Consider the following 25,348-nt stretch of genomic DNA (forward strand, 5'->3'; position numbering starts at 1 on the left):
CATTTATAATTTTTAAGTATAATAAATCTAACAAAAAATAAGGATGTTACATGCTAAAAGGAAATCTAAAATTAACTCGGTTGGCGCTCGGTACCGTCTTTTTTTTAGTCAGCTTAATAATCTACAGTTACTACACCTACACTGCCATCAATAATGATGTGATACGCAGCATTGATAATCGTTTATTAAATGCAGCCACCAGCGTAAAGTACATTTTAGGTAGTGATTATCACGATAAAGTAGCGCAAGAAATTAGCTTTTCAAGCTATCAAAATAAAGCCGACCAGCTTTCGGCATTGGCCAATGATTTAAATATAGATTATTTATATTCAATGGTACTGATTGATGAGAATGTTTATTTTACTGCCTCTAGCTACACTCAAGATGATCAAAATAACGGTAAAGTTACTCAGTTTTTAGATCTTTATCCCGAAGCCACGCCAATAACTATGGCTGCATTTTTATCAACGGCCCCTATTTTTGAAACCTCAACAGCGCATCGCGGCCATTCTAAAACAGTATATATTCCTCATCTGGCAAAAAATGGCAGAACCTATATTACAGCTGCAGATATTAGCGTTGATAAAATTAGCAATGCGTTAAAAACAGACTTATATCAATCTATGTTTCATTTTTGCTGCGTCATTATTATTTTATTAATAGTTTATACTCTTTATTACTATGGAGTACGTCGTTCATTAATGAGCGACCATGCAAGCGGATTCGAAAATCATATTGCCTTAGAAAAACGGCTAAAAAAAAGCAATGAACATCATTTACAAATTGCGATTATTTTAGTGAACGAAATTGATAATATCAGCCGTTTTTTTGGCACAAAAACAGCCGATGAAGTGATGAAAAAGCTGCTCACTCACTTTAAGCAGCAAGCCCGTTTGCACGCACGTATTTATCGTATTGCAACTAATAAACTCGCTATTTTGACTGATAAAGAAACTCCCTTTGATGAGCTATATAGCATCATACAATCGCATAATAAAAATATACCGTTTTTAAATCAGCCTTTTATTTATATTACACTTAACGCTGGTGTAGCTAGAGGCAATAAGTCATTACTGCTTAAGAATGCTCATATTGCGTTACTGCAATCTAAGCAGGGCGATCAGAGCATAGTTAACTACTGTGAGGCAATTAACGACGCTAAATCTCTATATTTATATAATGTTGAAATAGCAAAAGAAATTCGTGAAGCATTTGATGCTCATCGTGTTGTCCCTTACTTCCAGCCGGTTATAAATACTCATACCGATGAAGTTATTAGGTATGATTGCTCACCGAGAATAGTCACTTCACAAGGGGAGATTTTAACCCCTGATACCTTTGCAAATGCACTAGATAGACTGCGTATGAATGGCATGTTAACCCATGCTCTGTTTACTCAATGTGTTTCACGTTTTCGTAAATCAGCAATTTGTTGGGAGTTAACGCTGTGCGCTGAAAACATTGCAGATCCCACTATTTATGATCATATTGCGTATGAGCTTCATCGCTACCCTAATCCTGAAAACATTACTATTTCGATTTTAGAGTCGCAGGTTATTTCACATTACTATGAAATAAAGTCATTTATCGCAATGGTAAAAAGTAAGGGGGCAAAGGTGGTGATGCACTGCTGGGGTAATGAGTTTATTAATACTCTTAATACTTTAAAAGTGGAGGTTGATGGTATAAAACTCGATGGAGCAATCACAAAGCAGCTATTAAATGATGCAAATACGTCGCTATTTATATCCTACATCACTGATATAGCCCAGCAGCTTGAACTTGAATTGGTTGTTGAAGCGGTAGAAAGTAATACGGTTGCAGAGTTACTCAGTCAACTAAATGTGACGCTGATGCAAGGTAGTTTCCTTGGCAAACCAACGCCACATGTTACTGAGTTTAAAAAAGCAATGAATTAGTTATTAATATTAATGGCTAGTCGGTGGCTTTGCTGACCACTGGCCCAGTACTTACGCTCAAAAGGTGTAATTGCTTCGTCTGATTCAAACAATTCGGTTTCACATGGATGGCCTGCTAATTCGAGCGCTCTGGCGAACTCTTTAACATAGATATCCCAATTACTTCGCACTTCAAGTAAACCACCTAGCTTTACAATAAACGGGAAGATAGCCGCCCCATGCCAGCGCCGTTGAATGTGCTTAGACTTAGGCCACGGGTTAGGGTAAAGCAAATAGTGATGGCTAGGCTGCCAATTAGCAGCCACCGCTAAACGCCAAAAATCATTTAAGTCAGCTTGCACCAAAATGTATTGACCACTCTCAGTTTGTTTATACTCAACATCGTGCTTATCAAGTCGATGAGATGACTTGTCAATGCCTACCACTAACGCTTCAGGATGACGTTTCGCTAAATTAGCAGTGCTTTCGCCAACGCCACAACAGGAGTCTAGGATAAGCGGTCCATCAAAAGCTTGCACCTTAGCATTAACTTCATCAAATGCGGTTTGAGTATGCGCTGCAATTGGCTTTTTAAACTCGGCTTGTAAGTGTTTATTAACTATTTCATCAAGCTTTTCATGAAGTCCCGCTTGATTAGATACAATACTACGTGAATTTGCATCGCTCATTAGTGTCTTAGCCCCACACCTTTTTTAATTAGCGTCAGTGCTAAAGTAAATAATACGCTGATAAACACCAACAACACCGCAATCGCAACTGTTAAATCAACATCAGAAACACCTAAAAATCCGTATCTGAATGCGTTAACCATATAAATAATTGGGTTTATTTGCGATACCATCTGCCAAAAATCAGGCAGTAAAGTGATTGAGTAAAACACCCCGCCTAAATAAGTTAGAGGCGTTAAAATAAAGGTCGGAATAATACTTATGTCATCAAAGCTGTTTGCATAAATAGCGTTGATTAACCCGCCCAAGGCAAACACCGCCGAGGTAAGAATAACAGTGGCTATAATCACAAAAATATTATGTATTTGTATATCTACAAAAAATAAAGAAACGCACGTTACAATAAAACCCACCATAATGCCTCGGGTCATGCCTCCGCCCATATAACCCAACACAATGATGTAATTAGGCACAGGTGCAACCAATAACTCTTCAATACTTTTTTGAAACTTAGTTGAGTAAAAGCTTGAAGCCACATTCGAGTAAGAGTTTGTTATGACTGACATCATAATAAGGCCAGGAACAATAAACTCCATATAACTAAAGCCGCCCATATCACCAATACGCGAGCCTATTAAGTTCCCAAAAATAACAAAATATAAGCTCATAGTAATCGCTGGCGGCACTAAGGTTTGCACCCAAATACGCAAAAAGCGAATACACTCTTTAATCCAAATACTTTTTAAGGCTACGCCATACTTAAACATTTATTCGCCCCGCCCTTGCTCTAATAAACCTACAAATAATTCTTCTAATCGATTCGCTTTATTACGCATGCTTAGCACAGTATTACCTTGTTCGGTTAACGCGCTAAATACAGCATTAAGCCCTTGTGATTTAGCCACCTCAACTTCAATGGTGTGATCATCAGTCATGGTAAAATTATACCCTTCAAGCGTCACCGGATTGGTAGGCTGTTTTAAATCCAATACAAAGGTTTCTTTGTCTAATTTAGCCAACAAGGCCTTTATGGTGGTGTTTTCAACTATACGGCCGGTATCAATTATAGCGATGTTTTTACACAGTAATTCGGCTTCTTCAAGGTAGTGAGTGGTTAAAATAATGGTCACACCTTGTTCGTTAATTTGCCTTAAGAAGTCCCACATTGAGCGGCGCAGCTCTATATCAACGCCCGCTGTTGGTTCGTCTAAAATAAGTAACTTTGGTTCATGCATTAAGGCGCGTGCAATCATCAAGCGACGCTTCATACCACCAGAAAGGGTACGCGCTTGCTTATCTTTTTTCTCAAGTAGCCCAAGCTGTGCTAAGTACTTGTCAGCACGTTTGTGCGCTTCGCCGCGCGGTACACCGTAGTAACCTGCTTGATTAACGAGTATTTGGGTTAGGGTTTCAAACTGACTGAAGTTAAACTCTTGTGGCACTAAGCCCAAGTTGGCTTTCGCCGCTTCAAGGTCGGTATCAATATCATGACCAAATACTTCAACTTTACCTTTGGTCTTATTAACCAAAGAAGATATCACCCCAATAGTGGTTGACTTACCCGCCCCATTTGGACCTAACAGTGCAAAAAAGTCACCTTCATGCACTTGTAAATCAACACCTTTTACTGCCTCAACCCCATTTTTGTAAACCTTGGTAAGGCCTTCAATATTTAAAGCAATATTTTGCTTATTCATTTCTTACCCTCACCATAACCCCAGCGCTTTGTGAGATTATGTTCAATATTTAAATGATCTAAAATTCGCGCCACCATAAAATCAACTAAGTCTTCTATGCTTTGTGGTTGATGATAAAACCCAGGTGCAGCGGGCATGATAGTGACCCCTAAACGCGACAATTTAAGCATATTTTCTAAGTGAATTTCGCTAAACGGGGTTTCGCGTGGCACTAAAATAAGTTGACCTCGCTCTTTTATCACCACATCGGCAGCGCGCTCTAATAAGTTATCTGATGCGCCGATTGCAATCGCAGACACTGACCCGGCACTACATGGACATACTATCATTTTTTTCGGTGCTGCTGAGCCCGAAGCCACCGGACTGAACCAGTTATCTTTGCCAAATACCTTTAATTGTTCAGGCTTGGCGTTAAATAATGCACTTAACTGCTCGGTAGCTTTATCTTCATTCCCTGATAGCTTTATATTGGACTCGGTATCAAAAACTACGCGCGCGGCACTTGAGATAAGCACATACACTTGAAATTGTTGTTCAAGTAACACTTCCAACAGCCTTAACCCATATGGTGCGCCTGATGCGCCACTAAATGCTAAGGTAATTGTATCTTTAAATTGCACATTATTCTCCGCTGTATTTATCGGTCAAACCATCAACAAGTTGCTGATGAAGACCATTAAAACCACCATTACTCATAATTAAAACATGTTGATTTGGCTCAACATTCTCAAGCACTGTATCAATAATAGCGGTTGTAGAATCAAAGCACTGCATACCCGTTTTGTCAGCTTGCTCTTTAAGTGACCAGTTTAAATTTTCTGGTTCAAATAACAGCACATCATCTGCATCGCGAAGTGAATCGAGAAGTGTAAATTGATGCACTCCCATTTTCATGGTGTTAGAGCGCGGCTCTAAAATCGCAATAATTTTTTCATCCCCCACTTTAGCACGCAGCCCCGCAAGTGTTGTTTGAATCGCGGTAGGGTGATGGGCGAAATCGTCATACACTTTAATATGATTAATATCTGCTTTAAGCTCCATCCGCCTTTTTGGGCTGATAAACTCGCCCAAAGCTTCAATACTGTGCTCTATTGCAATTCCCACATGACGAGCTGCTGCAATAGCCATCATGGCATTTTTAACGTTATGCTCACCAATCGCTTGCCAGCTAACAACGCCTTGTAACTGCTTATTTAGTAAAACATTAAATTGAGAACCATCGGCTTTGAGTAATTCATAATTCCAGTCATCGCCTAGAGTTTCGCTCTCGCTCCACAAGCCTTTTGTAATCACATCGCTCAGTGCTTCATCATTTTTTGGCCACAGCACTTTGCCGCTTTGCGGTAGTGTACGAATCAAATGGTGAAATTGTTTTTTAATTGCGTTTAAATCTTCAAAAATATCAGCATGATCAAATTCAAGATTATTTAAAATAAGTGTTCGAGGTAAATAATGAACAAATTTACTGCGTTTATCAAAAAAGGCCGTGTCGTACTCATCGGCTTCTATAACAAAAAATGGCGTTTGCCCAACTCGCGCAGAAAGACCAAAATTTTGTACAATTCCGCCAATTAAAAAGCCAGGCTTTAAACCCGCATATTCAAGTATCCACGCCAACATACTGGCGGTGGTTGTTTTACCATGAGTTCCTGCCACAGCCAGCACCCACGAATCTTGTAGTAAGTTATGTTTTAGCCACTCAGGTCCTGAAGTATAAGGCAGGCTCTTATCGAGTACATATTCAACACACGGGTTACCACGGCTCATAGCATTACCAATAACAACGATATCTGGAGCTGGCTCTAGTTGAGATACGTCATAGCCCTGTGTTAGTTCAATACCCAGTTCTTGTAGCTGAGTACTCATTGGTGGGTAAACGTTTTGATCTGACCCAGTAACGTGGTGACCCAATGATTTTGCTATAGCGGCAATACCACCCATAAATGTGCCACAAATACCCAAAATATGTATATGCATTTACTATCCTTTCATCCTGCGCGGAGTTTGCTCTAGGGCAAAATTTAATGGCGCTATAATGCCAAAATTTAGCTTAAGTTACCATTAACCCTTGGCGCAAATAAAAAAGCCTCCCAAAGTGGGAGGCTTTCCTGAAGATTAATAGCTTATAGCATTAAAAAGAATATTAAACCGACACCTAATAATAAACGATAAATAACAAATGGTAGCATTCCCATTCGCTCAATCACTTTTAAAAACATAAAAATACAAGCATAAGCTGATAAAAACGACAGCACTACACCTAACAATAATGCCGTCCAATCTACGATATGATCGCCAAGGGCAAGCTCTGCAGTATAATAAAGACCCATCATTGAAATGATTGGAATAGCTAATAAAAACGAAAAGCGCGCTGCACTTTGTTTGTTCATACCTAACATTAAACCCGCTGTCATGGTAATACCTGAACGTGAAGTGCCAGGGATCATTGCAACGGCCTGTGCAAAGCCAATAATGAGGGCCGTTTTCCAGTTTAGCTGATAGATTGTTTTTATTTGCTTACCTTTGGCATCGGCGTACCAAAGCAATAGACCAAATACGATTGTTGTGGTCGCAATCACCCATGCACTGCGTAAGTACAGTTCAACAAAATCTTTTAATAACAAGCCTAAAATAGCTGCTGGCACAGTACCTAAAATGATCCACCAACCTAGTTTGCTATCATCTGTTGTGCCCTGCACGCCAAACGATTTAAACCAAGCACCGAGTATATCGGCTACTTCTTTACGGAAATAAATAACAACCGCAATTAAAGTGCCTACGTGAACAGCAACATCGAACGCTAACCCTTGATCCTCCCAGCCTAAAATTTGTGATGGTAAAATTAAGTGTGCCGAACTCGATATAGGTAAAAACTCAGTAAATCCCTGAATTAGGGCTAAAACAATTATTTCTATAATACTCATGGGTTAGAAAACTCCACCTTCCATAGTTTTTGTTGAGGGTTGTTATATGCATTCCATATTTGGGCAATCGTTTGTTTTGCGACCGGATGATAAAAATCAGGGGCCACCTCAGCTAAAGGCTGTAAAACAAAGGCGTTTTTAGTAATTTCGTCACGCGGTAATTGTGCTGGGCTCTCGCAAATCACATCATCATAAAAGAGTAAGTCGAGATCCAAAGTACGTGGGCTAAATTTTTTATCATTTGCTTGGCGGCCATTGTCGCGTTCAATTTGTTTTAATAACGCGCACACATCAACCAGCGCCATGTCAGTGGTGGCGGCAAGCACTGAGTTATAAAAGTTATTACCGGCAAAACCCACAGCTTCACTTTCAAATACTGATGAGTGATGTGTGTTTTCAAAGTGCTGATTTAACGCCACTAGAGCACGCCGAATATGCTCAGCTTTATTAATGTTTGACCCTAGGCTAATAAATATCTGCGCCATTTAAGCCGTAGCCTTAATGCGCGTAATCTCTACACCCACTGTTTGCGCTTGTGGAACTGCAGCTGGCTTGCTAACTTTTATTGTTACTTGAGGAGTATTATATTCGGTTAAGATAATTTGCGCTAATTGCTCCACCAGCGTTTCTAAAAGCTCGACTGGTTTAGCAGTGCTGTGCTCGATAACTCGCTCACTCACCTTAGCGTAATCTAATGCTAAGTTAATATCGTCGTTTTGTGCTGCGGGCTTAATGTCGCTTAGCATCTCAATATCAAAGTACAGGCTTTGTTTACTTTTCTTTTCAAAATCATACACCCCGATAATCGTTTCGACATGCAATTGTGATATAAATACCTTGTCCATTGATACTCCAAATGACTGTAACAAGTCACTGAGTTAATTACATATTGTATCAATCAAATTAATACTGTATATACTTTAATCAGTGTTTAAATATACTAAAATTACTTCTACAATAGAATAGTTACAAAATTGCGAGTAATTTAAGAAGCCCGTAAATTTTGACGCCAATAATAGCTTAAAAGTAATGATTAAAAAATAAGGAAGCGCGTGTTAGTCATTTTAATGTTTGTATTAGCCTATTTGCTCGGCTCGATTTCATCGGCCATTTTAGTGTCGCGGCTATTCAAACTTCCCGATCCACGCACAAATGGCTCCAATAACCCAGGAGCAACCAATGTCTACCGTTTAGGCGGCGCTCTCCCCGCATGCTTAGTTTTAATATTTGATATTTTAAAGGGCACTATCCCTGTTTGGGGCGCTTACTTTTTAAAACTTGAGCCGCTAGAGCTTGGTTTAATTGCGGTTGCAGCATGTTTAGGGCACATGTACCCATTATTTTTTAGTTTTAAAGGGGGTAAAGCGGTCGCAACAGCATTTGGCTCGTTACTGCCGATAGGGCTCTCTTTAGGTGGGTTATTGATTGGTACTTGGCTGATTATTGTCGCGATTACCCGCTACTCATCCCTTGCAGCGTTAGTAGCTGTGACGCTAGCGCCTTTATATACATGGTGGATAAAGCCGTTATATACCTTACCAGTGACCTTTATTACGCTACTGATCATTATTAGGCATCGCACTAATATTGTGCGTTTATTTAAGGGTGAAGAACCAAAAGTAGGGACTAAACAAGCCCCTACAAATGATAAGAAGTAATAACTAACCTAGGTTCTGGTTAACTATATTGCTTCTAAGCTATCGATTGGCCAGCGCGGTTTAGTTTTCATATCAAGCGTAGCAAACTGCCCCGCTTTTAAACGCTGCATACCAGCATAAGCAATCATTGCGCCATTGTCGGTACAAAACTCAGTGCGTGGGTAATACACTTCGCCCTTCATACCTTGCATCACACGCTCTAGTTGCAAACGTAGTTGCGTATTAGCACTTACACCACCGGCTATTACTAAACGTTTAATACCCGTTTGTTTTAGTGCTCGCTTACACTTAATCACTAAAGTATCTATAACGGCTGTTTGAAATGCATGGGCAATATCTGCTTTAGTTTGCTCGTCACTATCATTTTCACGAATAGCAATCGAAGCGGCGGTTTTTAAGCCACTAAAGCTAAAATCAAGACCAGGTTTATCAGTCATCGGGCGTGGAAAAACAAATCGTTTGGCAACGCCTTGCTCAGCCATTTTAGCTAAACGAGGACCGCCAGGGTAATCAAGCCCAAGTAATTTAGCAGTTTTATCAAATGCTTCACCTGCAGCGTCATCTACCGACTCACCCAATACTTCGTATTGGCCAATGCCCGCAACCTTTACCATCATGGTATGACCGCCAGATACGAGTAAAGCAATAAATGGAAATTCGGGAACGTTTTCCTCAAGCATTGGCGCTAATAAATGCCCTTCCATGTGATGCACTGCCACCGCAGGAATATCCCAACCATACGCTAAAGAGCGACCAATTGAGGTACCTACTAACAAAGCCCCTACTAAACCTGGTCCTGCCGTGTAGGCAATACCGTCTAAATCTTCCGGTCCACAGCCAGCTTGCGCAAATGCCGCATCGATAAGCGGCAATGTTTTACGTACATGATCGCGAGATGCAAGCTCAGGTACCACACCACCGTAATCAGCATGTACTTTTACTTGGCTATATAATTGATGAGCCAGTAGCCCTTTTTCATCATCATAAATAGCAATACCAGTTTCATCGCATGATGATTCAATGCCTAAAATTCGCATTGTTAATTCTCCTGCCACCTAACAAGGTGTTTAAAACAAATAACTTAAAGTGCTAAACCAATGTTAGTTTGGCCATCAGCAAGGACATGCTTTTTCAATGCTTTTACATTTTCAGCAGTAATACGCCCCATTGCCTCTACAAAATCAATTAGTTCACCTAATACCTCTATTTCGTATTGCATTAGTGGGTGTTCACGTACTGCTTTATTATCAGCAACCCCCCCTTCAACCGTCATCTGATACTCAATAAAGCGAGCCACAGTTGCCTGCGATATTTTACTCACATTAACAAATTCTTGCTCGTCTTGTGCTAAAAGGCCATGCATTAAGCTCAATAATGAAGTTGCAGCGTCAATGGCAGGGTAAGTGCCAAACATATCAAAATCAGCAAGTTCAGGTACATTAGGTTCAATTTTTTCGACTTGCTTTTCTAAATCAATCTTACTTTTAGGAAGCAGTATCTTTTCCCAACATACATTTAAAGCATTACGTAAAATAACCTCATCGCCAAAACCGGTAGCCTCACTAAATAGTCCATAATTAGGCAACATACGCTCTATTAACGCACTGGCCAATACCGCTTTTTGCAGGTAATTTAACTCTCTAATACGCTGAAAATTATTCGCTTTTGTCATTCTTTAAAGTCCCACATGACCAACAAAAATCAAATGTTGATCCATTATGCTCATTACAGTTAGGGCACACCCAATCTGGAGCGGATTGTTTTACTTGCTGATAGTTTACCAATATTTCGCGTGCATGGCGCTCTTTTATCGCATAAACCTGCACACTTACTTGTGTTTGCTCAAACGGGATCTCGCCCATTGCACCTTGCAGCATTTCGCCTTTAATTTGACACTCAATTCCCGCATTCAGAATCAATCCTTTTATTATATTGGCCTCTAAACTATTTTCTGCGTTATAAAGCGTAACCCAATCAAATGATGTTATATTTGAATCGCTATTATTAATATTTTGCAATATCCACCTCATTTACTTTATGTGTACAATTTGCCTGCGTAACCTAAAGCAAATAATATGATTTAAGGACACATTATGACGCTAACTACTCCAGGTTTACTTTTTCCAGCAATCTCGTTGTTGTTACTCGCCTATACAAACCGATTTTTAGTGCTAGCGCAACTAATACGAGAACTGAATGCACGTGAAGGGGAATCTATTCGTCCTGTTGTGGTGGCGCAAATAACCAACCTTAGAAAGCGAATAAAATTAATAAGAACCATGCAAGTATACGGAGTGGCTGCTTTTTTATTATGTACGCTATCTATGTTCGCATTATTTATAGAATTTAATACCACGGGCATTATTTTATTTGGTGTCAGTTTAAGTTGCTTAAGCTTATCTTTGCTTACTTCATTATTTGAAATTCACATCTCTTGTGATGCCATAGAAATTGAATTGCAAAACATTGAAAATAAGCCTTTAAGTAACCGAGTAAGTAAAAATTTTATTGAGCCCAATCCTAAAAGCAAAAGCAGCAATTAACAAACCGAGACTTTAATAAAGCTGTTATAAAATTGCATAAACTTGGTCAATAATAAAACCCTACAGTTATTTAACATTACCCAAAGGTATAACAACTTTTAGCAACTATTCTCTTTAAATACGATGAAAAGAAAGTTAATCTAAGGAGGTGGTTAAAAACATTATTTCAACTGATCTGTAGGGATATAAAGTCAGTATTTAATCTGCAATTCCCCTAGCTTACCTATAAAAAAGGACTATATAGTGAGATTTGAACAATTAGAACAGTTTGTAGCGCTTGGCCTACTTCGTCATTTTAGGCAAGCTGCAGAACAAACCCAAATTAGCACATCTGCGTTAACTCGAAGTATTCAAACTCTTGAAACAGAGCTTGGCTACGAACTTGTTACCCGCTCTACTCGCTCGGTTAAATTAACTCAAGCAGGCGAACTTTTCCTCGACTTTGCAAAAAATACCCTCAATGAGCTAGAGCAAATAAAACATCGCGCTTTTCAGTCAATTAATGGCACTGAAGAGAAAAAATTGGTCATTGGTTACACCACAACAACCAGCAGCATAGTACCAATTACCTGCGGTGAATTTTTAAGCCAATACCCGCATATTAAAATCGAAATGCAGCTACAAAACAAAACTGAGCTTCATAGAAAGTTACTTCAGGGTGAAATTGACATTAGTGTATGCTCGCAAATAGTCAATAGCATTGGTAGCGACATACAATTACCTGATCAGCTTATTTTATTTTGTTCAAAACAACACCCTTTAGCAAATAAAAGCGATATTAGTAAAAAAGAACTCGAAAGTTATCCAATGTTCAGTTGTTTTTCACAGTCAAAACAAGTGCAATCAATGCTTAATGAAGTAATAGACTCATTAAATAAAGTATCAACTATTAAAGTGGGCAGTATTGATCAGGTAATGGCCGGACTTGAAAAGTCAGACCATTTTGCCATTGCCGGTATTGAACACACCAGTTCTGTGGCAGAAAACCATAACTTGATTCAACTTAAAACTAATAACGATATTAGCCATGAGCAACTTATTGTGCAAACCAGCCAACAAATAGAAGCAGGTGAGCATGTTGACCACTTACTCTCGCTAATAAATAAAGTCTCAAAAGCATAACATTACACCATGCGCTTTGGTGAACGCGATAAATTTGTAGCTTTAAAGTTTTTTTACATTAAACTAACGCTCCCTACTATTATGACTAGCGTTAATGAACAACTTTACAGCTTCTGGAATTTATCTAGAGCAGATTGAAACGCATGGTTATGCCATTATTGAAAACGCCATTGATAGTGACCTAATCTTTGATTTAATGGCAGATTGCTACAGAATAAATCCACACTTTAGCCTTGCTGGTATTGGTCGATTAAATAACTTGCAAATTGATAATACAGTTCGTAAAGACAAAACCTATTGGTTTGATGGCAGTTCAAATGCACAACTTGGCTACCTGCAAGTAATGGAAGCAGTTCGTAATACGCTTAATCGAACTTTCTTTATGGGTTTGTTTGATTATGAATGTCACTATGCAAAATATACGCAAGGTGATTTTTATAAAAAACATGTAGATGCATTTAAAGGTCGTTCAAACCGTGTTTTTACTACCGTATTATATTTGAACTCTCCAGAGAAAGGTGGAGAGCTAGTTATTTACAAGCCTAAAAGTAAAGGCATAGAAATAGTAATAAAACCCACGGCAGGCACTTTGGTATTATTTGAAAGCGAACGCTTTGTACATGAAGTACTTCCTGCTGTTGATAACCGCTATTCGATTGCTGGTTGGTTCAGAAAAAACGCGTCAATTAGTGGCATTATCGACCCGCCCCGTTAAGCAAAAACGGGGTAAGAAAATAATAAACCAATAAAAATAGCCAGTCCTACGTAATGGTTATTTAAAAATGCTTTAAAACAATTATCTCGCTGGCGTAAATGAATCAAACGCTGTTGATACACAAGTAACATTGCTGCAATAGCTAATCCCAACCAAAAACTAAATCCTATTTGATTCATCAACCCAATTAAAACCATCAACGCAAAAAAGCTAAAGTTAAGTAGCGCTATAATATGGCGGTCATAACTGGCGAATAAAATAGCGGTTGATTTTACTCCTATTTTTAAATCATCGTCTCTATCAACCATTGCGTACATAGTGTCGTAAGCCACCGTCCAGCAAATATTGGCAATAAATAGCAACCATGCCTGCACGGGTAGAGAGTTTATTGATGCCATAAAAGCCATAGGGATTGCCCAACCAAAAGCCGCGCCCAATACAACTTGAGGAAGTTGTGTGTAACGTTTCATAAAGGGATAACAAAACGCTAATCCAAGTGCACCAAACGATAACAAAATAGTATTGGTATTAAGCAGTAATACTAATATAAAAGCGATGACAACGAGTAATAAAAACAAACTAATGGCTTCGCCACTACTTACCGCTCCGGTCGCTAGCGGCCGCTGACAAGTACGCTTTACTGAGCCATCAATTTTTCTATCGGCAAAGTCATTGATAACGCATCCTGCGCTTCGCATAACTATTACTCCAAGGGTAAACACAATGAAATTCGTTAAGCTAGGCAGACCATCATTCGCTATCCATAATGCCCAATAAGTTGGCCAAAGTAGCAATAAAGTGCCTATGGGCTTATCAATTCGCATTAACTGGATGTAATAGGGCATATGATTAACAGACAAAGCGGCTAGTTTCATGAGTATAAGTAAGCTCCTGGTAAAAAAACCTCACAGACCAAAAATTGATAGTTATGTAAAGAAAATACGCTGCGTCTGCCCAGTAAAGAGTGATTCGGTAAATTAAGTTCGCTCACCAGTGATTGCAATGAGTGATTATCATCAAAGCGAGCAATTTCAATATCAGTGCGCCTTAACGCAGGATCTTGAAAGATAACATCACCTAACGGGCGTTCTCCCATATTGTGCAGCTGATTGTTTGTATTATTGCTTGTTACTGGCAACCAACTTTGAGCATAAACAATCGGTTGTTCATCACACAACAGTAGCACTTCACGGTTAAGTACTGTACTTACCTGCTCACTTAATAGCGTTTGCTGTGATTGAGAAAGGTCTACTTTTTGCTCACTCAATACTTTTACAGCAAAACGCTGAGACTGACTTTTTAATTTAGCTGTTAAAGAATGCGGTTCAAATAACCACTCTTTCTCAGCGTTAGATAAGCCAGTCACTTGAGCGGTACTCTGCCAATTGGCAGATAAAGAAAGAGGAAAAGTAATCACAATAACTCTACTTGAAAAAAATCAGAGAGATCATAACATTGCCAACGAATTTGAAAAAGCGCGATTTACTCAATACCAAGCACATCCTGTGTCATAAAAAGCTAATCAGCATTTGACTCTCGCTATTGCCTATCCCAAACTTGAATCCAGAGTACTTTTACAAACACAACAAATAACAGCATCTTGCTGTATCTTATTTACTAATAAGTATAAACTATTTGTAACCAGTTTACGGAAACGCTTTTGAAATGAAAAAAACAGTATTTACAGGCCTTTTTATTCTTTTAGTCAGCCTAACTAGCTTATCAGCACGTGCTGAGTCTACTGTGGGTTATTTTGGGTTTGAGCCAGACATTATTACCAATTACATTGGTCCATCAAGTAAAAAAATGGGTTACGTTCGCGTCACGGTAGATTTAATGCTAAACAAAACATCCGATATTGCCATTGTAGAACATCACACCCCGCTGTTACGTGATGCGCTAGTAGAGATATTATCAAAAGAGCCTGAAAACAAAATAAAGTCTTTAACAGGGCGTGAGCAAATTCGCCTTAAAAGCGCAGAAAAACTAAAAAGCTTACTTAAGGAAGAAACAGGCCAAGAAATAATCCGAGACCTGTTATTTACTAAATATTTATATCATTAGGCGCTTTTTGTTTTAAAAAGCTGAGCGGTATAGGCAAAAGCCATACCGCTAACAAGCCCACCTAAGTGTGCCCAATTAGCCATTCCAACAAATAATACATCTGCAAAACCAAGTACTAACCATACCAGCATAAAACCAACAATTGCGGTTGTAACCAGTGCAGGCTGTTTAGGGTTAAGCGCGCTGTAAATCCAACAAAAGCCTAACAACCCATATACAACACCGCTAAGCCCACCAAAGTTAGGACCGACCATTAAGTACTGTGCCCAATTACTTATTAAAGCGGTAACTAAAAACAGCCCGATTAAACTCGACTTACCACATTGCTTTTCAATGTTGTCACCCAGTGATACCCACCAAATTAAGTTAAACACAATATGCATAGCGCTAAAATGCACAACAGCAGGTGTTAACCAGGTAAGTGGTGACGCAGGATTGAACTGCAACGCCATATAAATAGGCTCAAACGCACCAAATAAAAAGGCAATATAAACAACAATGCTGAGAATACTAACACCTTGATTAAGCCAGCTTAAGGCTTTAAAACGAGCGACTAAATTAAGTGACTGCCCTTGATACTTTAACGGTGACTGCGTAGTACCTACTTGCCATGATGCTTGTTGGTAACGCTCATGATTAGGGTTTTTAGCAAATTCGTTCCATAAAGGCTGCACTGCATGGAAGTCTTCAGGTGCCACACTAATAACAAGCGTATGACCATCCTCAGTACGAATTTGCCCTGTAAGCCCTTGGCTTTTTAGGTAATCTATAAAGCCCTGTGCAGCACGGGGGTTAGTTAGACTGCCTAGCTCTATCATCGTGCTACTTTATCCTTGTAAGCGGCTTCCCACGCAGTAAAACCGCCATCCATGCTGTAAACATCTTCAAAGCCTTGCTCTACTAAGTAACTTGCTGCACCCTGTGAGCTCATGCCGTGATAACAAACAATAATAATCGGCTGGTCAAACTCTTTTTCCATCATAAATTGGGCGATATTTGCATTTGAAAGCGCTTCAGAGCCAGGAATGTGCCCTGTCTGATACGAATTAGGATCGCGAATATCGGCAATCACCACATCTTCTTTGTCTAGTAGTTCGAGGGTTTGTGCGATTGATATATGTTTAAATGCCATAGTACTCTCTTATAATTACAAAAAAGGCGACAAATGCCGCCTTTAATTCTCTTAACAGGGGATAATTAATCCCAGTTAAGAATTACTTTACCCGATTGGCCTGAAATCATCATATCAAAGCCAGCTTGGAAGTCATCAATTGAATACTGATGAGTAATAATTGGTTTTAAATCAAGCCCTGATTGAATCAAGCTAGCCATTTTATACCAAGTTTCAAACATCTCACGACCGTAAATACCTTTGATCACTAAGCCTTTAAAAATAACTTGATTCCAATCGACCGCCATATCTGAAGGTGGAATACCTAACATGGCAATTTTGCCGCCATGATTCATGTTATTTAGCATGGCATTAAATGCACTCGGAACACCTGACATCTCTAAGCCAATGTCAAAGCCTTCGGTCATACCTAGCTCTTTAGCTACATCTTCAAGCTTTTCATTCGCAACGTTTACAGCACGCGTTGCGCCCATTTTACGTGCTAAGTCTAGGCGGTATTCATTTACGTCGGTGATAACCACATGGCGTGCACCTACATGTTTGGCTACAGCCGCGGCCATAATACCAATAGGGCCTGCACCAGTGATTAATACATCCTCACCCACTAAGTCAAACGATAATGCAGTATGTACAGCATTACCAAACGGGTCAAAAATAGAGGCCAGTTCATCGCTAATGTTATCTGGGATTTTAAACGCGTTAAATGCTGGAATAACTAAGTACTCAGCAAATGCACCTTCACGGTTAACACCCACACCGGTTGTATTACGGCATAAATGAACACGTCCAGCACGGCAGTTACGACAATGACCACAGGTTATATGACCTTCACCAGATACACGGTCGCCAACTTCGAAACCGCGAACTTCTTGGCCCATGTCAATTACTTCACCCACATATTCGTGGCCAACCACCATAGGTGTAGGAATAGTGTTTTGTGCCCACTCATCCCACTTGTAAATATGAACATCGGTACCACAAATGGCTGTTTTACGAATCTTAATTAACAGATCGTTATGACCTACTTCAGGCTTTGGTGCATCTGTCATCCAAATGCCTGGCTCTGCTTTTAACTTTGATAATGCTTTCATAATCCACACTCAATTAAAAAATCGCGACTTTAGCCGCGATTTAACAAGAAAATTAAATAACACCAATCTCTTTACCAATACGGGTAAAGGCTGCAATGGCTGTATCAAGCTGCTCCTTGCTGTGCGCTGCAGAAATTTGGGTACGAATACGCGCCTGACCTTTTGGTACAACAGGGAATGAAAAGCCAGTTACATAAATCCCTTCAGCCAATAGTTTATCAGCCATAAGTGACGCCACTTTTGCATCCCCTAGCATCACTGGAATAATCGCATGATCTTTACCTGCACAGGTAAAACCTGCCGTTTCCATTTGCTCACGGAAGTATTTAGCGTTTGACCATAGCTTAGCGCGAAGCTCACCGCCATTTTCAAGCATTTCTAACACTTTGATTGACGCTGTTACGATTGAAGGCGCTAATGAATTTGAGAATAAGTATGGACGTGAACGCTGACGAAGCCACTCAACAATTTCTTTTTTGCCTGAAGTATAACCACCAGAAGCTCCACCAAGCGCTTTGCCTAAGGTGCCAGTAATAATATCAACACGGTCGAGTACATTACAGTACTCAGGCGTACCTTTACCGTTTTCGCCAACAAAACCAACGGCATGTGAGTCATCAACCATAACAAGCGCGTCATATTTGTCGGCTAAATCACACACTGCTTCTAAATTACAAATGACGCCATCCATTGAGAACACGCCATCAGTAGCAATTAGTTTAGTTTTAGCACCGGCTTCATCGGCTGCAATTAATTGCTTTTCTAAATCAGCCATATCGTTATTTGCATAACGGAAACGTTTTGCTTTACATAAACGCACGCCATCAATAATAGATGCATGGTTTAATGAATCAGAAATAATCGCATCGTCTGCACCTAAAATAGTTTCAAACAAGCCTGTATTCGCATCAAAGCATGATGAGTACAAAATGGTGTCTTCAGTTTCTAAAAATTGACTGATTTTTTTCTCAAGCGTTTTATGAATATCTTGGGTACCACAAATAAAACGCACTGAGGCAACACCAAAGCCATGGTCATCTAAGCCTTGTTGGGCAGCTGCAATTAGCTCTGGGCTGTTAGCTAAACCTAAGTAGTTGTTAGCACAAAAGTTAATAACCTTATCACCTGATGCCACTTCAATTTGAGCTTGCTGCTGTGAAGTGATAACACGTTCATTTTTGTACAAACCTTCAGCTTTGACGTCTTCGATTTGCTGTTGTAATTGGCTAAAAAAAGCAGATGCTCTCATCTGTGATCTCCATTTGGTTGAACGGGTTAAACAGCAGACGTGTTGCTGCTATTTATAATGCGGGTATTGTAAAAGTTTAAGCGCGAAATTGCACTGTTTGTCATTCGTCGCAAATTAGCTAACTGGCAGGAAAAGCTGCCAGTTTACAGGCGTGAGGTATGCACTAAAGCAGATCAGCAAGCAAAACAGGAAGTTCCTTGATTGAGTCACAAACATAGTCAGCAGACTTTACGGCTTGCTCATCAACTGCTTGCCCCGAACGTACCAGTATTTTAGTACGGATATTAGCGCTCATAGCAGCTTGCATATCACCTCGTTTGTCTCCCACCATCACACTAAGTGCAGGGTCGATATGATGATCTTTTATTCCTTGTAGCAACATACCAGGCGCTGGTTTTCTGCAATCGCAATCTGTTAAATACGCTGGCAATGCATTTTTAGGGTGATGAGGACAAAAATAAACATCAGTAATTTCAATTTGATGATGACTAAACTGCGCTTTCATCCATATGTTAAGAGCAAAAAAATCGGCTTCTGAGTAATAACCTCGACCAATACCTGATTGGTTCGTTACAACAATTATTTTATAGCCCGCGTCATAGAATGCTTTACACGTTGAAAACACACCCTCTATAAATTCAAACTCTTCGCTTTTAAATACATAGCCATGATCAACATTTACTACACCATCACGGTCTAAAAAAAGCGCCTTATTTGTGTGTTTACCATTCATAATAACGACTCTTTTTTAACAACATGGTCAAACATTTCTTTTACTGTATCCGTAGTTACTTGACTCATTAAATCATCGCCCTTAACCCGAGTACCCCAAGGTAATTGCTCGGCGGTTTTACCTGTGTGCTTTAATAAGTTTTGGTGATAAACCTCAACCACGTAATCTTGGTATAAATAAGGCCCCGTTCGCGCTGGGTTTGAATGCGCATATAAGCCAATAACCGGTGTGCCCACAGTCACCGCCATATGAGCTGGTCCTGTGTCAGGTGCCAGTACTAAGTCTGCACGCTTAAGTACGCACAATAATTCTTTGAGTTTTGTTTTACCCACCAAGTTCAGAATGGGTGAATCAGAGTGTTTAATGATGTTATTTGCTAAATTAATTTCCAGTTCAGTCGGTCCACCAGTTAATACTATTTTAAACCCCTGTGTATGTGCATAATCCGCAAGCGCGGCATAGCGTTCGGCTAACCAGTTACGCTGTGCTTTACTTGCTGCTGGCGAAATAACGAATAGCTTATGTGATAAATAATCATCACCTAACAGCTCATCAGCTTTAGCTTGATCTTTGTCGGTGTAGGGCATATTCCAAACAGGGACATAATCATCAACACCAATCGCTTGAGCAAAACCTTTAAATCCCTCTAAAACATGTGCCTGAGATTGGGCTTTAATGCGTTTATTAATAAATAAACTATGCAACTCTTTTGAGCGAGCCCAGTCAAAACCAATTTTAACTTTGGCAGGAATACAGCGAGCGACAAAACCAGCTCTTAAAGCCACTTGCATATTAAGTAGTACGTCAAAACACTGCCCTTTGAAGGTTTGCTTTAACTGTTTCAGTGCCGCTTTACCTTGTTTTTTATCAAATACAACAAGCTCAACGCCAGGCAAATCTGCTAAAAGCATCGCCTCGACTTTCCCTATCACCCATGTAATTTTAGCATTTGGATGCGCTTTTTGAATTGCTTGTACCGCACTCACTGCATGGCATACATCACCAATGGCAGAAAGACGTAAAATACAAATAGATGTGTAAGTAGGCGCTGAAGTCACACGTTTCCTTGGAGGTAAAATAATAAAACCTGATCTTAAATTATAATCGCGTCATTGCAAGTACTTATCCTTAGCCTGAAAACACGTTAATATGTGCACATATTTAAGCGAATCCTATGAGCTATGTTTAATCAACACGTCAAAAATAACCATGTCATTTTAAGCCATCCTCAATATAGCGCCAAAATAGAGTTAGATTGGTTTGAGCCCAATTTCTGGCAACAACAGCAAAAAATTGTCGGCGCTAAAAAGGGGCGTGCAACTGCTTGGTTTTTTAAACACGCAGATTTAACGGCTGTGTTGCGCCATTATTGGCGTGGCGGCCTAATAGGAAAACTACTTAGTGACCAATATTTATATTGGGGACTAGAGCATACGCGTGTTTATCAAGAATTTAGCTTAATGACGCAATTAATAGAGTTAGGCTTAAATGTACCAAAGCCTATTGCAGCTAAAGTGAGTCGCTATGGCTTCATTTACCGAGGTGATATTATTACTGAAGCGGTTAGCGGTGCTAAAAGTATATTAGATATACTGATTGAACGCACATTGAGTGAAGCTGAGATAAAAAAAATAGCACAAACTATTGCCCAATTTCATAGTAAAGGGGTTTATCACGCTGATTTAAATATTAATAATATTTTATTTGATGACTCTGGTGATGTTTACATTATCGACTTTGATCGTGGCGAAATAAAAACACCCGATATAAAATGGCAACAGAGCAACATGTCTCGCCTACAGCGCTCCTTTTTAAAAGAGCAAAGCCGCAACAGCCACTTTCATTGGCAGCAAAACGATTGGCAAACATTACATAATGACTATAACCAAGAGCTCGAATGCTAATATTCAGCGCGCCATTGCTAAATATTGGTCTGCTACAGCATCTGCAGAGACCTTTTTCAAAATAGTGGCCTTTTTCATATCGGGGCTATCAATTAAAACGTCTTCAATGGCCTTTGCTAATAAGTCACTTTGCTCTGTTGGTACCAGATATTTGCTTAATTCTTCGGTTAATATTTCATTGGGACCAAAATTACAATTAGTACTTACCACGGGTGTACCTATGGCTATAGCTTCAATTAATACGGTTGGTAGCCCTTCAAAGTCAGAACTTAATACAAGAGCTTTAGCCTGCTTAATCCAGTTATAAGGATTTTGTTCGAATCCAGGAACAATAAGTTGATTTTCGATTCCGTATTGTTTGGCTAACTTAAATGCTTTCTCTTTCTTATTACACAATAATACTAATTTATATTTTTTATCTAATTTAGCAAATGCAGCAAACAGAACATCATGACGTTTTTGTTTAGCAAATCGTCCAACATGAATAAGATAAGGAGAGGTCGGTATGTTGATATTTACCTCATTTGCTTGCTCATTCATAATTTTAAAATTAAAAGGATTGTAAATAGTTGTCATTGCGCTGGGGGTAATTAAAGGGCTCTGGCGTATTTCCTCTTCAACACCTTTTGAAACACAGATCAAAGACTTCCCATTTAAATTTTGTTTGCTTCTTTTAAGATATAAATAAGAAAATGGACCTAATTTTTTTTGCCTAGCAAGTTCAGCATTAACTGAGTTATGAACAACAAAATGGATATTTTCTATTTTACTTTTTGCTAATAAGTTATTACTACGATCTAAATTAGAAAGTACTAAATCAATAGAACCAAGTTGAAGTAACTTTTGCTCAAACCATGTCTCTAATACTTTAACATTCTTTTTTATCTGCCAAAATCGATCAACTTTTGTTGCTCGACCTGAAAATAAACTTTCAACAGATAAGGTGTTTGGAATGTCATATTCAATATTTTGCGCCAATGACAAAATAGTCACATTGTGGGCTTTTGATACCATTTCCTGCGCCAAAGTAAGCATTACTTTTTCAGCGCCACCACCAACGAGGGAGTCAATTACAATAACAATATTCATAGCTTATTTCCTATTAACAACGCTTTTACTCCTTTCGTTATGACATCAAAGCTATGCACACTTTCTAACGACTTGTATTGGCCAACCGTATTATTATAATTTGGTTCCAAGAGTAGCTCTTTTATTTTTTGGGTAATATCTAAAATATCAAGCTCAGCCTCTTTAACAACACCGGTACTCGCACAACGAACAACTCGCTCATTTTGATCTTTTGAAATAGCACATGCTATCGTTGGCGTTTGTAAAGCAATGGCTTGAAGTAAAGTATCGCCCGCGCTTAATAATGCCACCTTAGCCTGACTTAGTAAGGCTAAAAATTCAGTCCCCTCTTGGCTTGGCAAACAAATTAACTCATCGCTTTTAGGTAACGACTTAGTGTAATTAGGACCAAACACCACAACCCCTTTTAAACCTGTTTCTTTCGCAATATTCAGTCCTGCTTTATAGTAGATATCAGCACAGTTTTGTCCATTAAGAGTGTGCCCACCAGAGCCTGCGTTAACAATAAAGAACTCTTTCTCTTTCAATTGATAACGGGTTAGTGCATCGGATTTTTGTTGCGCTGATGCAAACACTGTAAATGGCCCGACATTAGCAGGATAGGCCAGAGACAACATGCTCAATTTTAGCTTTTCATACCACGAAAGAGGTTCAATACAGTAATCAGGCTGAACCACCCAATGAGTATCAATAAGGCCCGCTCTATTAAGCTTTAAACCTTTTGCTCGCTTTTTTGCATGCTGTGAAATAAAAACAACTTTAGCACCCACTTTTTTTGCAGCTTTCATTTGCTCAGCGCGTCCTGCACAATCAAATAGCACCGCATCTGGTTTGTATTGCTTAATAAACTGACATACGTGCGTATTTTCTTTTGTTGCCGATTGATTTAACAATAAGGTAGGGAATGGGCAGTTTTTAGCATAAGCCGTATGTTTATTTAAAATAAAATGAATATCTAACTGCTTGCCATACTCAGCCTTTAAGGTTTGAGCTAGCTGTAACGAGCGCATATATTCACCAATACCTTCTGGCGATGACACGGGAATAAATAAAAGTCGTTTGTTGCTCATTACTATCTCTATTTTTTCTTTGCTGCGAGTATATCAACGCCATCTTTTTAGCGATAGAGCCGCGGTGTTTTAATCTAATATATAGTAATATTTTTTTCTAATATCTCTTTAATGAGTTGATTTAATTACTGCAATAAAGGACGTAGATTGCTAAACTTGTTAGCAATTTCAATCATAAGGATCTGAGCTTTGCGAAACAAATTTTTTATACTTTCTTCGCTTTTTTGTGCCGTAACTACAACCGTAAATGCTGAACCTTGGGTAAAGCCTGATGATTATGCTCTTAGAGCAGATATACAACAGCTTGCCGATGCAGGTATAATTTTAGCGCCAGTAACAACGTACCCATTAATGTGGAAAAGCTTTATTAATGATGTAAACAATACTTCGTTAGAACAGTTATCTCCTCGCCTGCAGGATGCGTTATTACGTGTAAAACATCGTTATAAGTCAGAAAATAGCGGTTCGCATAGTGTACAGCTTTCGGCATTTGCCAGCTCAGATCCTCTTGTAGCCACTAGCTTTGGTGCCACCAATAGCCAAGAATCAGAGTTAACTGCTGCCTACGCTTATTTAGGACATAACTTTGCAGCTAAAATAGCGATTAATCATCGTAGTGATGGCAAAAACTGCTTAGTCGACGGTAAAACAACTGATGATATAGCTCAAAACGAGCAAGCACTAAAAGACTGCAATGATACCTCTCTAGATGACAGCTATTTAGCGTATCGTATGGGTAATTGGATTGTAAGAGCAGGTGCCGTTGAGCAATTTTGGGGGCCGGGTGTTGATAACAGCTTAATTATGTCTGGTAATGCAAAACCTTTACCTGCCATTAGTATTTCTCGTGAGCAAAGTAGTGCCTTTGAAACACCTTGGTTAAGTTGGATAGGTCAGTGGGGGTTTACTGCACAAATGGCTAAGCTGGAATCAACCCGCGTTATTCCTGATGCGTTATTGTGGAGCACTCGGGTTAACTTTCGCCCCGTTCAACAATTAGAAATAGCACTGAGCTGGTCAGCACAATGGGCTGGTAAGGGACAACCAAGCTCGGCTGGTGACTTTATTGATATGATTACCGGTGATACAAAATGTGTTGATGGCACTACTAATTGTGATAGCCAGTTAGAATCAAAAATAGGTAATCAATTAGCAGGTATTGATATTCGTTGGTCAGACACATTATTTAACCAACCTTATGCCGTTTATGCCAGCACGATTGGTGAAGATGCGAGCTCACAGTTTAAACCAGCTGATAGAGCGTACTTATTTGGCTTACAAACAACACATCGCGTTTACGAGCAGAATTTACTAGTCAACTTAGAATATATTGATACAGGTGTGTCTTGCTCTGCGGGGTCAACGACCGAAAACTGCTATTATGAGCACACTGATTACCAATCAGGGTATCGTTACCATGGTCGCCCTATCGGCTCTACCTATGATAATGATGCGCAATCGCTAGTGTTAACCGTACTTGGGCAACTCTCAAGCGGAACTGACTGGCAAGTAAAATTACGTGATGTAGACTACAACAGCGACAACCGTGATAGATACCCAAATAACCCAGACTTAGGTAACTCGATTACCAAAACAGCATTTAGCTCTAAACAGCTTGAAGTACGTTACAGAATGCTTGCCATGGGGGGGCGCTTAACCCTTGGCGGACTTGCCTCTAATAACGATGGAGCAGAAAACGATACGTCTGCATTTGCAAAGTTCGAATATAACTTTTAGTTTTGCAAGCATTAAAAAAGGGGATAAACCAAA

The 25,348-nt window shown here is 39.4% G+C and carries 29 protein-coding genes; 8 read left to right on the forward strand and 21 right to left on the reverse strand.

What is annotated here, in order from left to right; translation table 11 throughout:
• Nucleotides 1-50: 50 nt before the first annotated feature.
• Nucleotides 51-1,919 carry a GGDEF domain-containing protein gene (locus PUND_RS13470; RefSeq protein WP_010391025.1) on the forward strand — a complete coding sequence of 623 codons (1,869 nt, stop codon included), beginning with the start codon at nt 51-53 and terminating at the stop codon, nt 1,917-1,919.
• On the opposite strand, the gene trmB is transcribed toward PUND_RS13470, so the two are convergent.
• The 8 genes from trmB to folB all read right to left on the reverse strand — a co-directional run bounded on the left by trmB (nt 1,916) and on the right by folB (nt 8,053).
• Nucleotides 1,916-2,587, reverse strand: coding sequence for a tRNA (guanine(46)-N(7))-methyltransferase TrmB (gene trmB / locus PUND_RS13475; RefSeq protein WP_010391023.1), 672 nt, complete (start codon nt 2,585-2,587; stop codon nt 1,916-1,918). The two genes, PUND_RS13470 and trmB, sit on opposite strands and share 4 nt — an antisense overlap.
• Nucleotides 2,587-3,354 carry an ABC transporter permease gene (locus PUND_RS13480; RefSeq protein ID WP_010391022.1) on the reverse strand — a complete coding sequence of 256 codons (768 nt, stop codon included), beginning with the start codon at nt 3,352-3,354 and terminating at the stop codon, nt 2,587-2,589. The genes trmB and PUND_RS13480 overlap by 1 nt, the downstream gene beginning before the upstream one ends.
• Nucleotides 3,355-4,284: an ABC transporter ATP-binding protein gene (locus PUND_RS13485; protein WP_010391021.1), complete on the reverse strand. Its 930-nt coding sequence runs from the start codon at nt 4,282-4,284 to the stop codon at nt 3,355-3,357. It abuts the gene before it with no gap.
• A complete protein-coding gene (locus PUND_RS13490) occupies nt 4,281-4,904 on the reverse strand; it encodes a flavin prenyltransferase UbiX (RefSeq protein ID WP_010391020.1) in 624 nt (207 codons plus the stop codon). The genes PUND_RS13485 and PUND_RS13490 overlap by 4 nt, the downstream gene beginning before the upstream one ends.
• A gap of 1 nt (nt 4,905) precedes the next feature.
• Nucleotides 4,906-6,261, reverse strand: a complete 1,356-nt coding sequence (mpl, locus tag PUND_RS13495; protein WP_010391018.1) for a UDP-N-acetylmuramate:L-alanyl-gamma-D-glutamyl-meso-diaminopimelate ligase — start codon at nt 6,259-6,261, stop codon at nt 4,906-4,908.
• A gap of 146 nt (nt 6,262-6,407) precedes the next feature.
• Entirely contained in the window at nt 6,408-7,208 is an 801-nt protein-coding gene (locus PUND_RS13500) for an undecaprenyl-diphosphate phosphatase (RefSeq protein WP_010391016.1), read from the reverse strand.
• Nucleotides 7,205-7,693: a 2-amino-4-hydroxy-6-hydroxymethyldihydropteridine diphosphokinase gene (gene folK / locus PUND_RS13505; RefSeq protein WP_010391015.1), complete on the reverse strand. Its 489-nt coding sequence runs from the start codon at nt 7,691-7,693 to the stop codon at nt 7,205-7,207. The genes PUND_RS13500 and folK overlap by 4 nt, the downstream gene beginning before the upstream one ends.
• Nucleotides 7,694-8,053, reverse strand: coding sequence for a dihydroneopterin aldolase (gene folB / locus PUND_RS13510; RefSeq protein ID WP_010391013.1), 360 nt, complete (start codon nt 8,051-8,053; stop codon nt 7,694-7,696).
• A 207-nt stretch (nt 8,054-8,260) separates the two neighbouring features.
• Between folB and plsY the strand changes: the two genes are divergently transcribed.
• On the forward strand, nt 8,261-8,866 hold the full coding sequence (plsY, locus tag PUND_RS13515) for a glycerol-3-phosphate 1-O-acyltransferase PlsY (protein WP_010391012.1): 606 nt from the start codon (nt 8,261-8,263) through the stop codon (nt 8,864-8,866).
• 23 nt (nt 8,867-8,889) lie between these two features.
• Here plsY and tsaD read toward each other — a convergent pair whose 3' ends face one another.
• Genes tsaD through PUND_RS13530 form a run of 3 tightly spaced genes read right to left on the reverse strand, consistent with a single transcriptional unit; the run spans nt 8,890 to nt 10,884 of the window.
• Nucleotides 8,890-9,903 (reverse strand): tRNA (adenosine(37)-N6)-threonylcarbamoyltransferase complex transferase subunit TsaD, encoded by a 1,014-nt coding sequence (gene tsaD, locus PUND_RS13520; RefSeq protein WP_008115610.1) that lies wholly within the window; start codon nt 9,901-9,903, stop codon nt 8,890-8,892.
• 44 nt (nt 9,904-9,947) lie between these two features.
• Complete coding sequence (locus PUND_RS13525; protein ID WP_010391011.1) at nt 9,948-10,538, reverse strand: YjaG family protein; 591 nt, start codon at nt 10,536-10,538, stop codon at nt 9,948-9,950.
• A complete protein-coding gene (locus tag PUND_RS13530; protein WP_010391010.1) occupies nt 10,522-10,884 on the reverse strand; it encodes a putative signal transducing protein in 363 nt (120 codons plus the stop codon). Before PUND_RS13530 ends, PUND_RS13525 begins: the two co-directional genes overlap by 17 nt.
• Before the next feature lie 75 nt (nt 10,885-10,959).
• Between PUND_RS13530 and PUND_RS13535 the strand changes: the two genes are divergently transcribed.
• The 3 genes from PUND_RS13535 (at nt 10,960) to PUND_RS13545 (ending at nt 13,246) form a co-directional block, all read left to right on the forward strand.
• Nucleotides 10,960-11,409 (forward strand): DUF2721 domain-containing protein, encoded by a 450-nt coding sequence (locus PUND_RS13535; RefSeq protein ID WP_010391008.1) that lies wholly within the window; start codon nt 10,960-10,962, stop codon nt 11,407-11,409.
• Nucleotides 11,410-11,652: 243 nt separating this feature from the next.
• A complete protein-coding gene (locus PUND_RS13540; protein ID WP_010391006.1) occupies nt 11,653-12,531 on the forward strand; it encodes a LysR family transcriptional regulator in 879 nt (292 codons plus the stop codon).
• Between the two features lie 94 nt (nt 12,532-12,625).
• Nucleotides 12,626-13,246, forward strand: coding sequence for a 2OG-Fe(II) oxygenase (locus PUND_RS13545; protein WP_010391005.1), 621 nt, complete (start codon nt 12,626-12,628; stop codon nt 13,244-13,246).
• Here the strand turns inward: PUND_RS13545 and ubiA are convergent.
• Entirely contained in the window at nt 13,243-14,121 is an 879-nt protein-coding gene (gene ubiA, locus PUND_RS13550; RefSeq protein ID WP_010391003.1) for a 4-hydroxybenzoate octaprenyltransferase, read from the reverse strand. The genes PUND_RS13545 and ubiA overlap by 4 nt on opposite strands.
• A complete protein-coding gene (locus PUND_RS13555) occupies nt 14,118-14,663 on the reverse strand; it encodes a chorismate--pyruvate lyase family protein (protein ID WP_010391001.1) in 546 nt (181 codons plus the stop codon). The genes ubiA and PUND_RS13555 overlap by 4 nt, the downstream gene beginning before the upstream one ends.
• 248 nt (nt 14,664-14,911) lie before the next feature.
• On the opposite strand from PUND_RS13555, the gene PUND_RS13560 reads away from it, so the two are divergent.
• On the forward strand, nt 14,912-15,310 hold the full coding sequence (locus PUND_RS13560; RefSeq protein WP_008115596.1) for a flagellar basal body-associated protein FliL: 399 nt from the start codon (nt 14,912-14,914) through the stop codon (nt 15,308-15,310).
• Here PUND_RS13560 and glpG read toward each other — a convergent pair.
• From glpG to PUND_RS13590, 6 genes are all read right to left on the reverse strand, one after another.
• On the reverse strand, nt 15,307-16,128 hold the full coding sequence (gene glpG / locus PUND_RS13565) for a rhomboid family intramembrane serine protease GlpG (protein ID WP_010391000.1): 822 nt from the start codon (nt 16,126-16,128) through the stop codon (nt 15,307-15,309). The genes PUND_RS13560 and glpG overlap by 4 nt on opposite strands.
• Nucleotides 16,125-16,442, reverse strand: coding sequence for a thiosulfate sulfurtransferase GlpE (gene glpE, locus PUND_RS13570; protein WP_010390998.1), 318 nt, complete (start codon nt 16,440-16,442; stop codon nt 16,125-16,127). The genes glpG and glpE overlap by 4 nt, the downstream gene beginning before the upstream one ends.
• A gap of 65 nt (nt 16,443-16,507) precedes the next feature.
• The gene (tdh, locus tag PUND_RS13575) at nt 16,508-17,533 is read right to left on the reverse strand and encodes an L-threonine 3-dehydrogenase (protein ID WP_010390995.1); all 1,026 of its coding nucleotides are present in this window, start codon (nt 17,531-17,533) and stop codon (nt 16,508-16,510) included.
• A gap of 52 nt (nt 17,534-17,585) precedes the next feature.
• Entirely contained in the window at nt 17,586-18,782 is a 1,197-nt protein-coding gene (locus tag PUND_RS13580; RefSeq protein ID WP_010390993.1) for a glycine C-acetyltransferase, read from the reverse strand.
• 163 nt (nt 18,783-18,945) lie between these two features.
• Nucleotides 18,946-19,515 (reverse strand): D-glycero-beta-D-manno-heptose 1,7-bisphosphate 7-phosphatase, encoded by a 570-nt coding sequence (gmhB, locus tag PUND_RS13585; protein ID WP_010390991.1) that lies wholly within the window; start codon nt 19,513-19,515, stop codon nt 18,946-18,948.
• Nucleotides 19,512-20,573, reverse strand: coding sequence for a glycosyltransferase family 9 protein (locus PUND_RS13590; RefSeq protein ID WP_010390989.1), 1,062 nt, complete (start codon nt 20,571-20,573; stop codon nt 19,512-19,514). Before PUND_RS13590 ends, gmhB begins: the two co-directional genes overlap by 4 nt.
• Before the next feature lie 123 nt (nt 20,574-20,696).
• On the opposite strand from PUND_RS13590, the gene PUND_RS13595 reads away from it, so the two are divergent.
• On the forward strand, nt 20,697-21,419 hold the full coding sequence (locus PUND_RS13595) for a 3-deoxy-D-manno-octulosonic acid kinase (RefSeq protein WP_010390987.1): 723 nt from the start codon (nt 20,697-20,699) through the stop codon (nt 21,417-21,419).
• A 3-nt stretch (nt 21,420-21,422) separates the two neighbouring features.
• Here PUND_RS13595 and PUND_RS13600 read toward each other — a convergent pair whose 3' ends face one another.
• Together PUND_RS13600 and PUND_RS13605 are read right to left on the reverse strand one after the other, a co-directional pair.
• Nucleotides 21,423-22,508, reverse strand: a complete 1,086-nt coding sequence (locus PUND_RS13600; protein ID WP_010390986.1) for a glycosyltransferase — start codon at nt 22,506-22,508, stop codon at nt 21,423-21,425.
• Entirely contained in the window at nt 22,505-23,578 is a 1,074-nt protein-coding gene (locus PUND_RS13605) for a glycosyltransferase (protein ID WP_010390984.1), read from the reverse strand. The genes PUND_RS13600 and PUND_RS13605 overlap by 4 nt, the downstream gene beginning before the upstream one ends.
• A gap of 189 nt (nt 23,579-23,767) precedes the next feature.
• Between PUND_RS13605 and PUND_RS13610 the strand changes: the two genes are divergently transcribed.
• The gene (locus tag PUND_RS13610) at nt 23,768-25,315 is read left to right on the forward strand and encodes a capsule assembly Wzi family protein (RefSeq protein ID WP_010390982.1); all 1,548 of its coding nucleotides are present in this window, start codon (nt 23,768-23,770) and stop codon (nt 25,313-25,315) included.
• The last annotated feature ends 33 nt before the right edge of the window (nt 25,316-25,348 follow it).

This window comes from Pseudoalteromonas undina (assembly GCF_000238275.3).
GTDB lineage: Bacteria > Pseudomonadota > Gammaproteobacteria > Enterobacterales > Alteromonadaceae > Pseudoalteromonas > Pseudoalteromonas undina.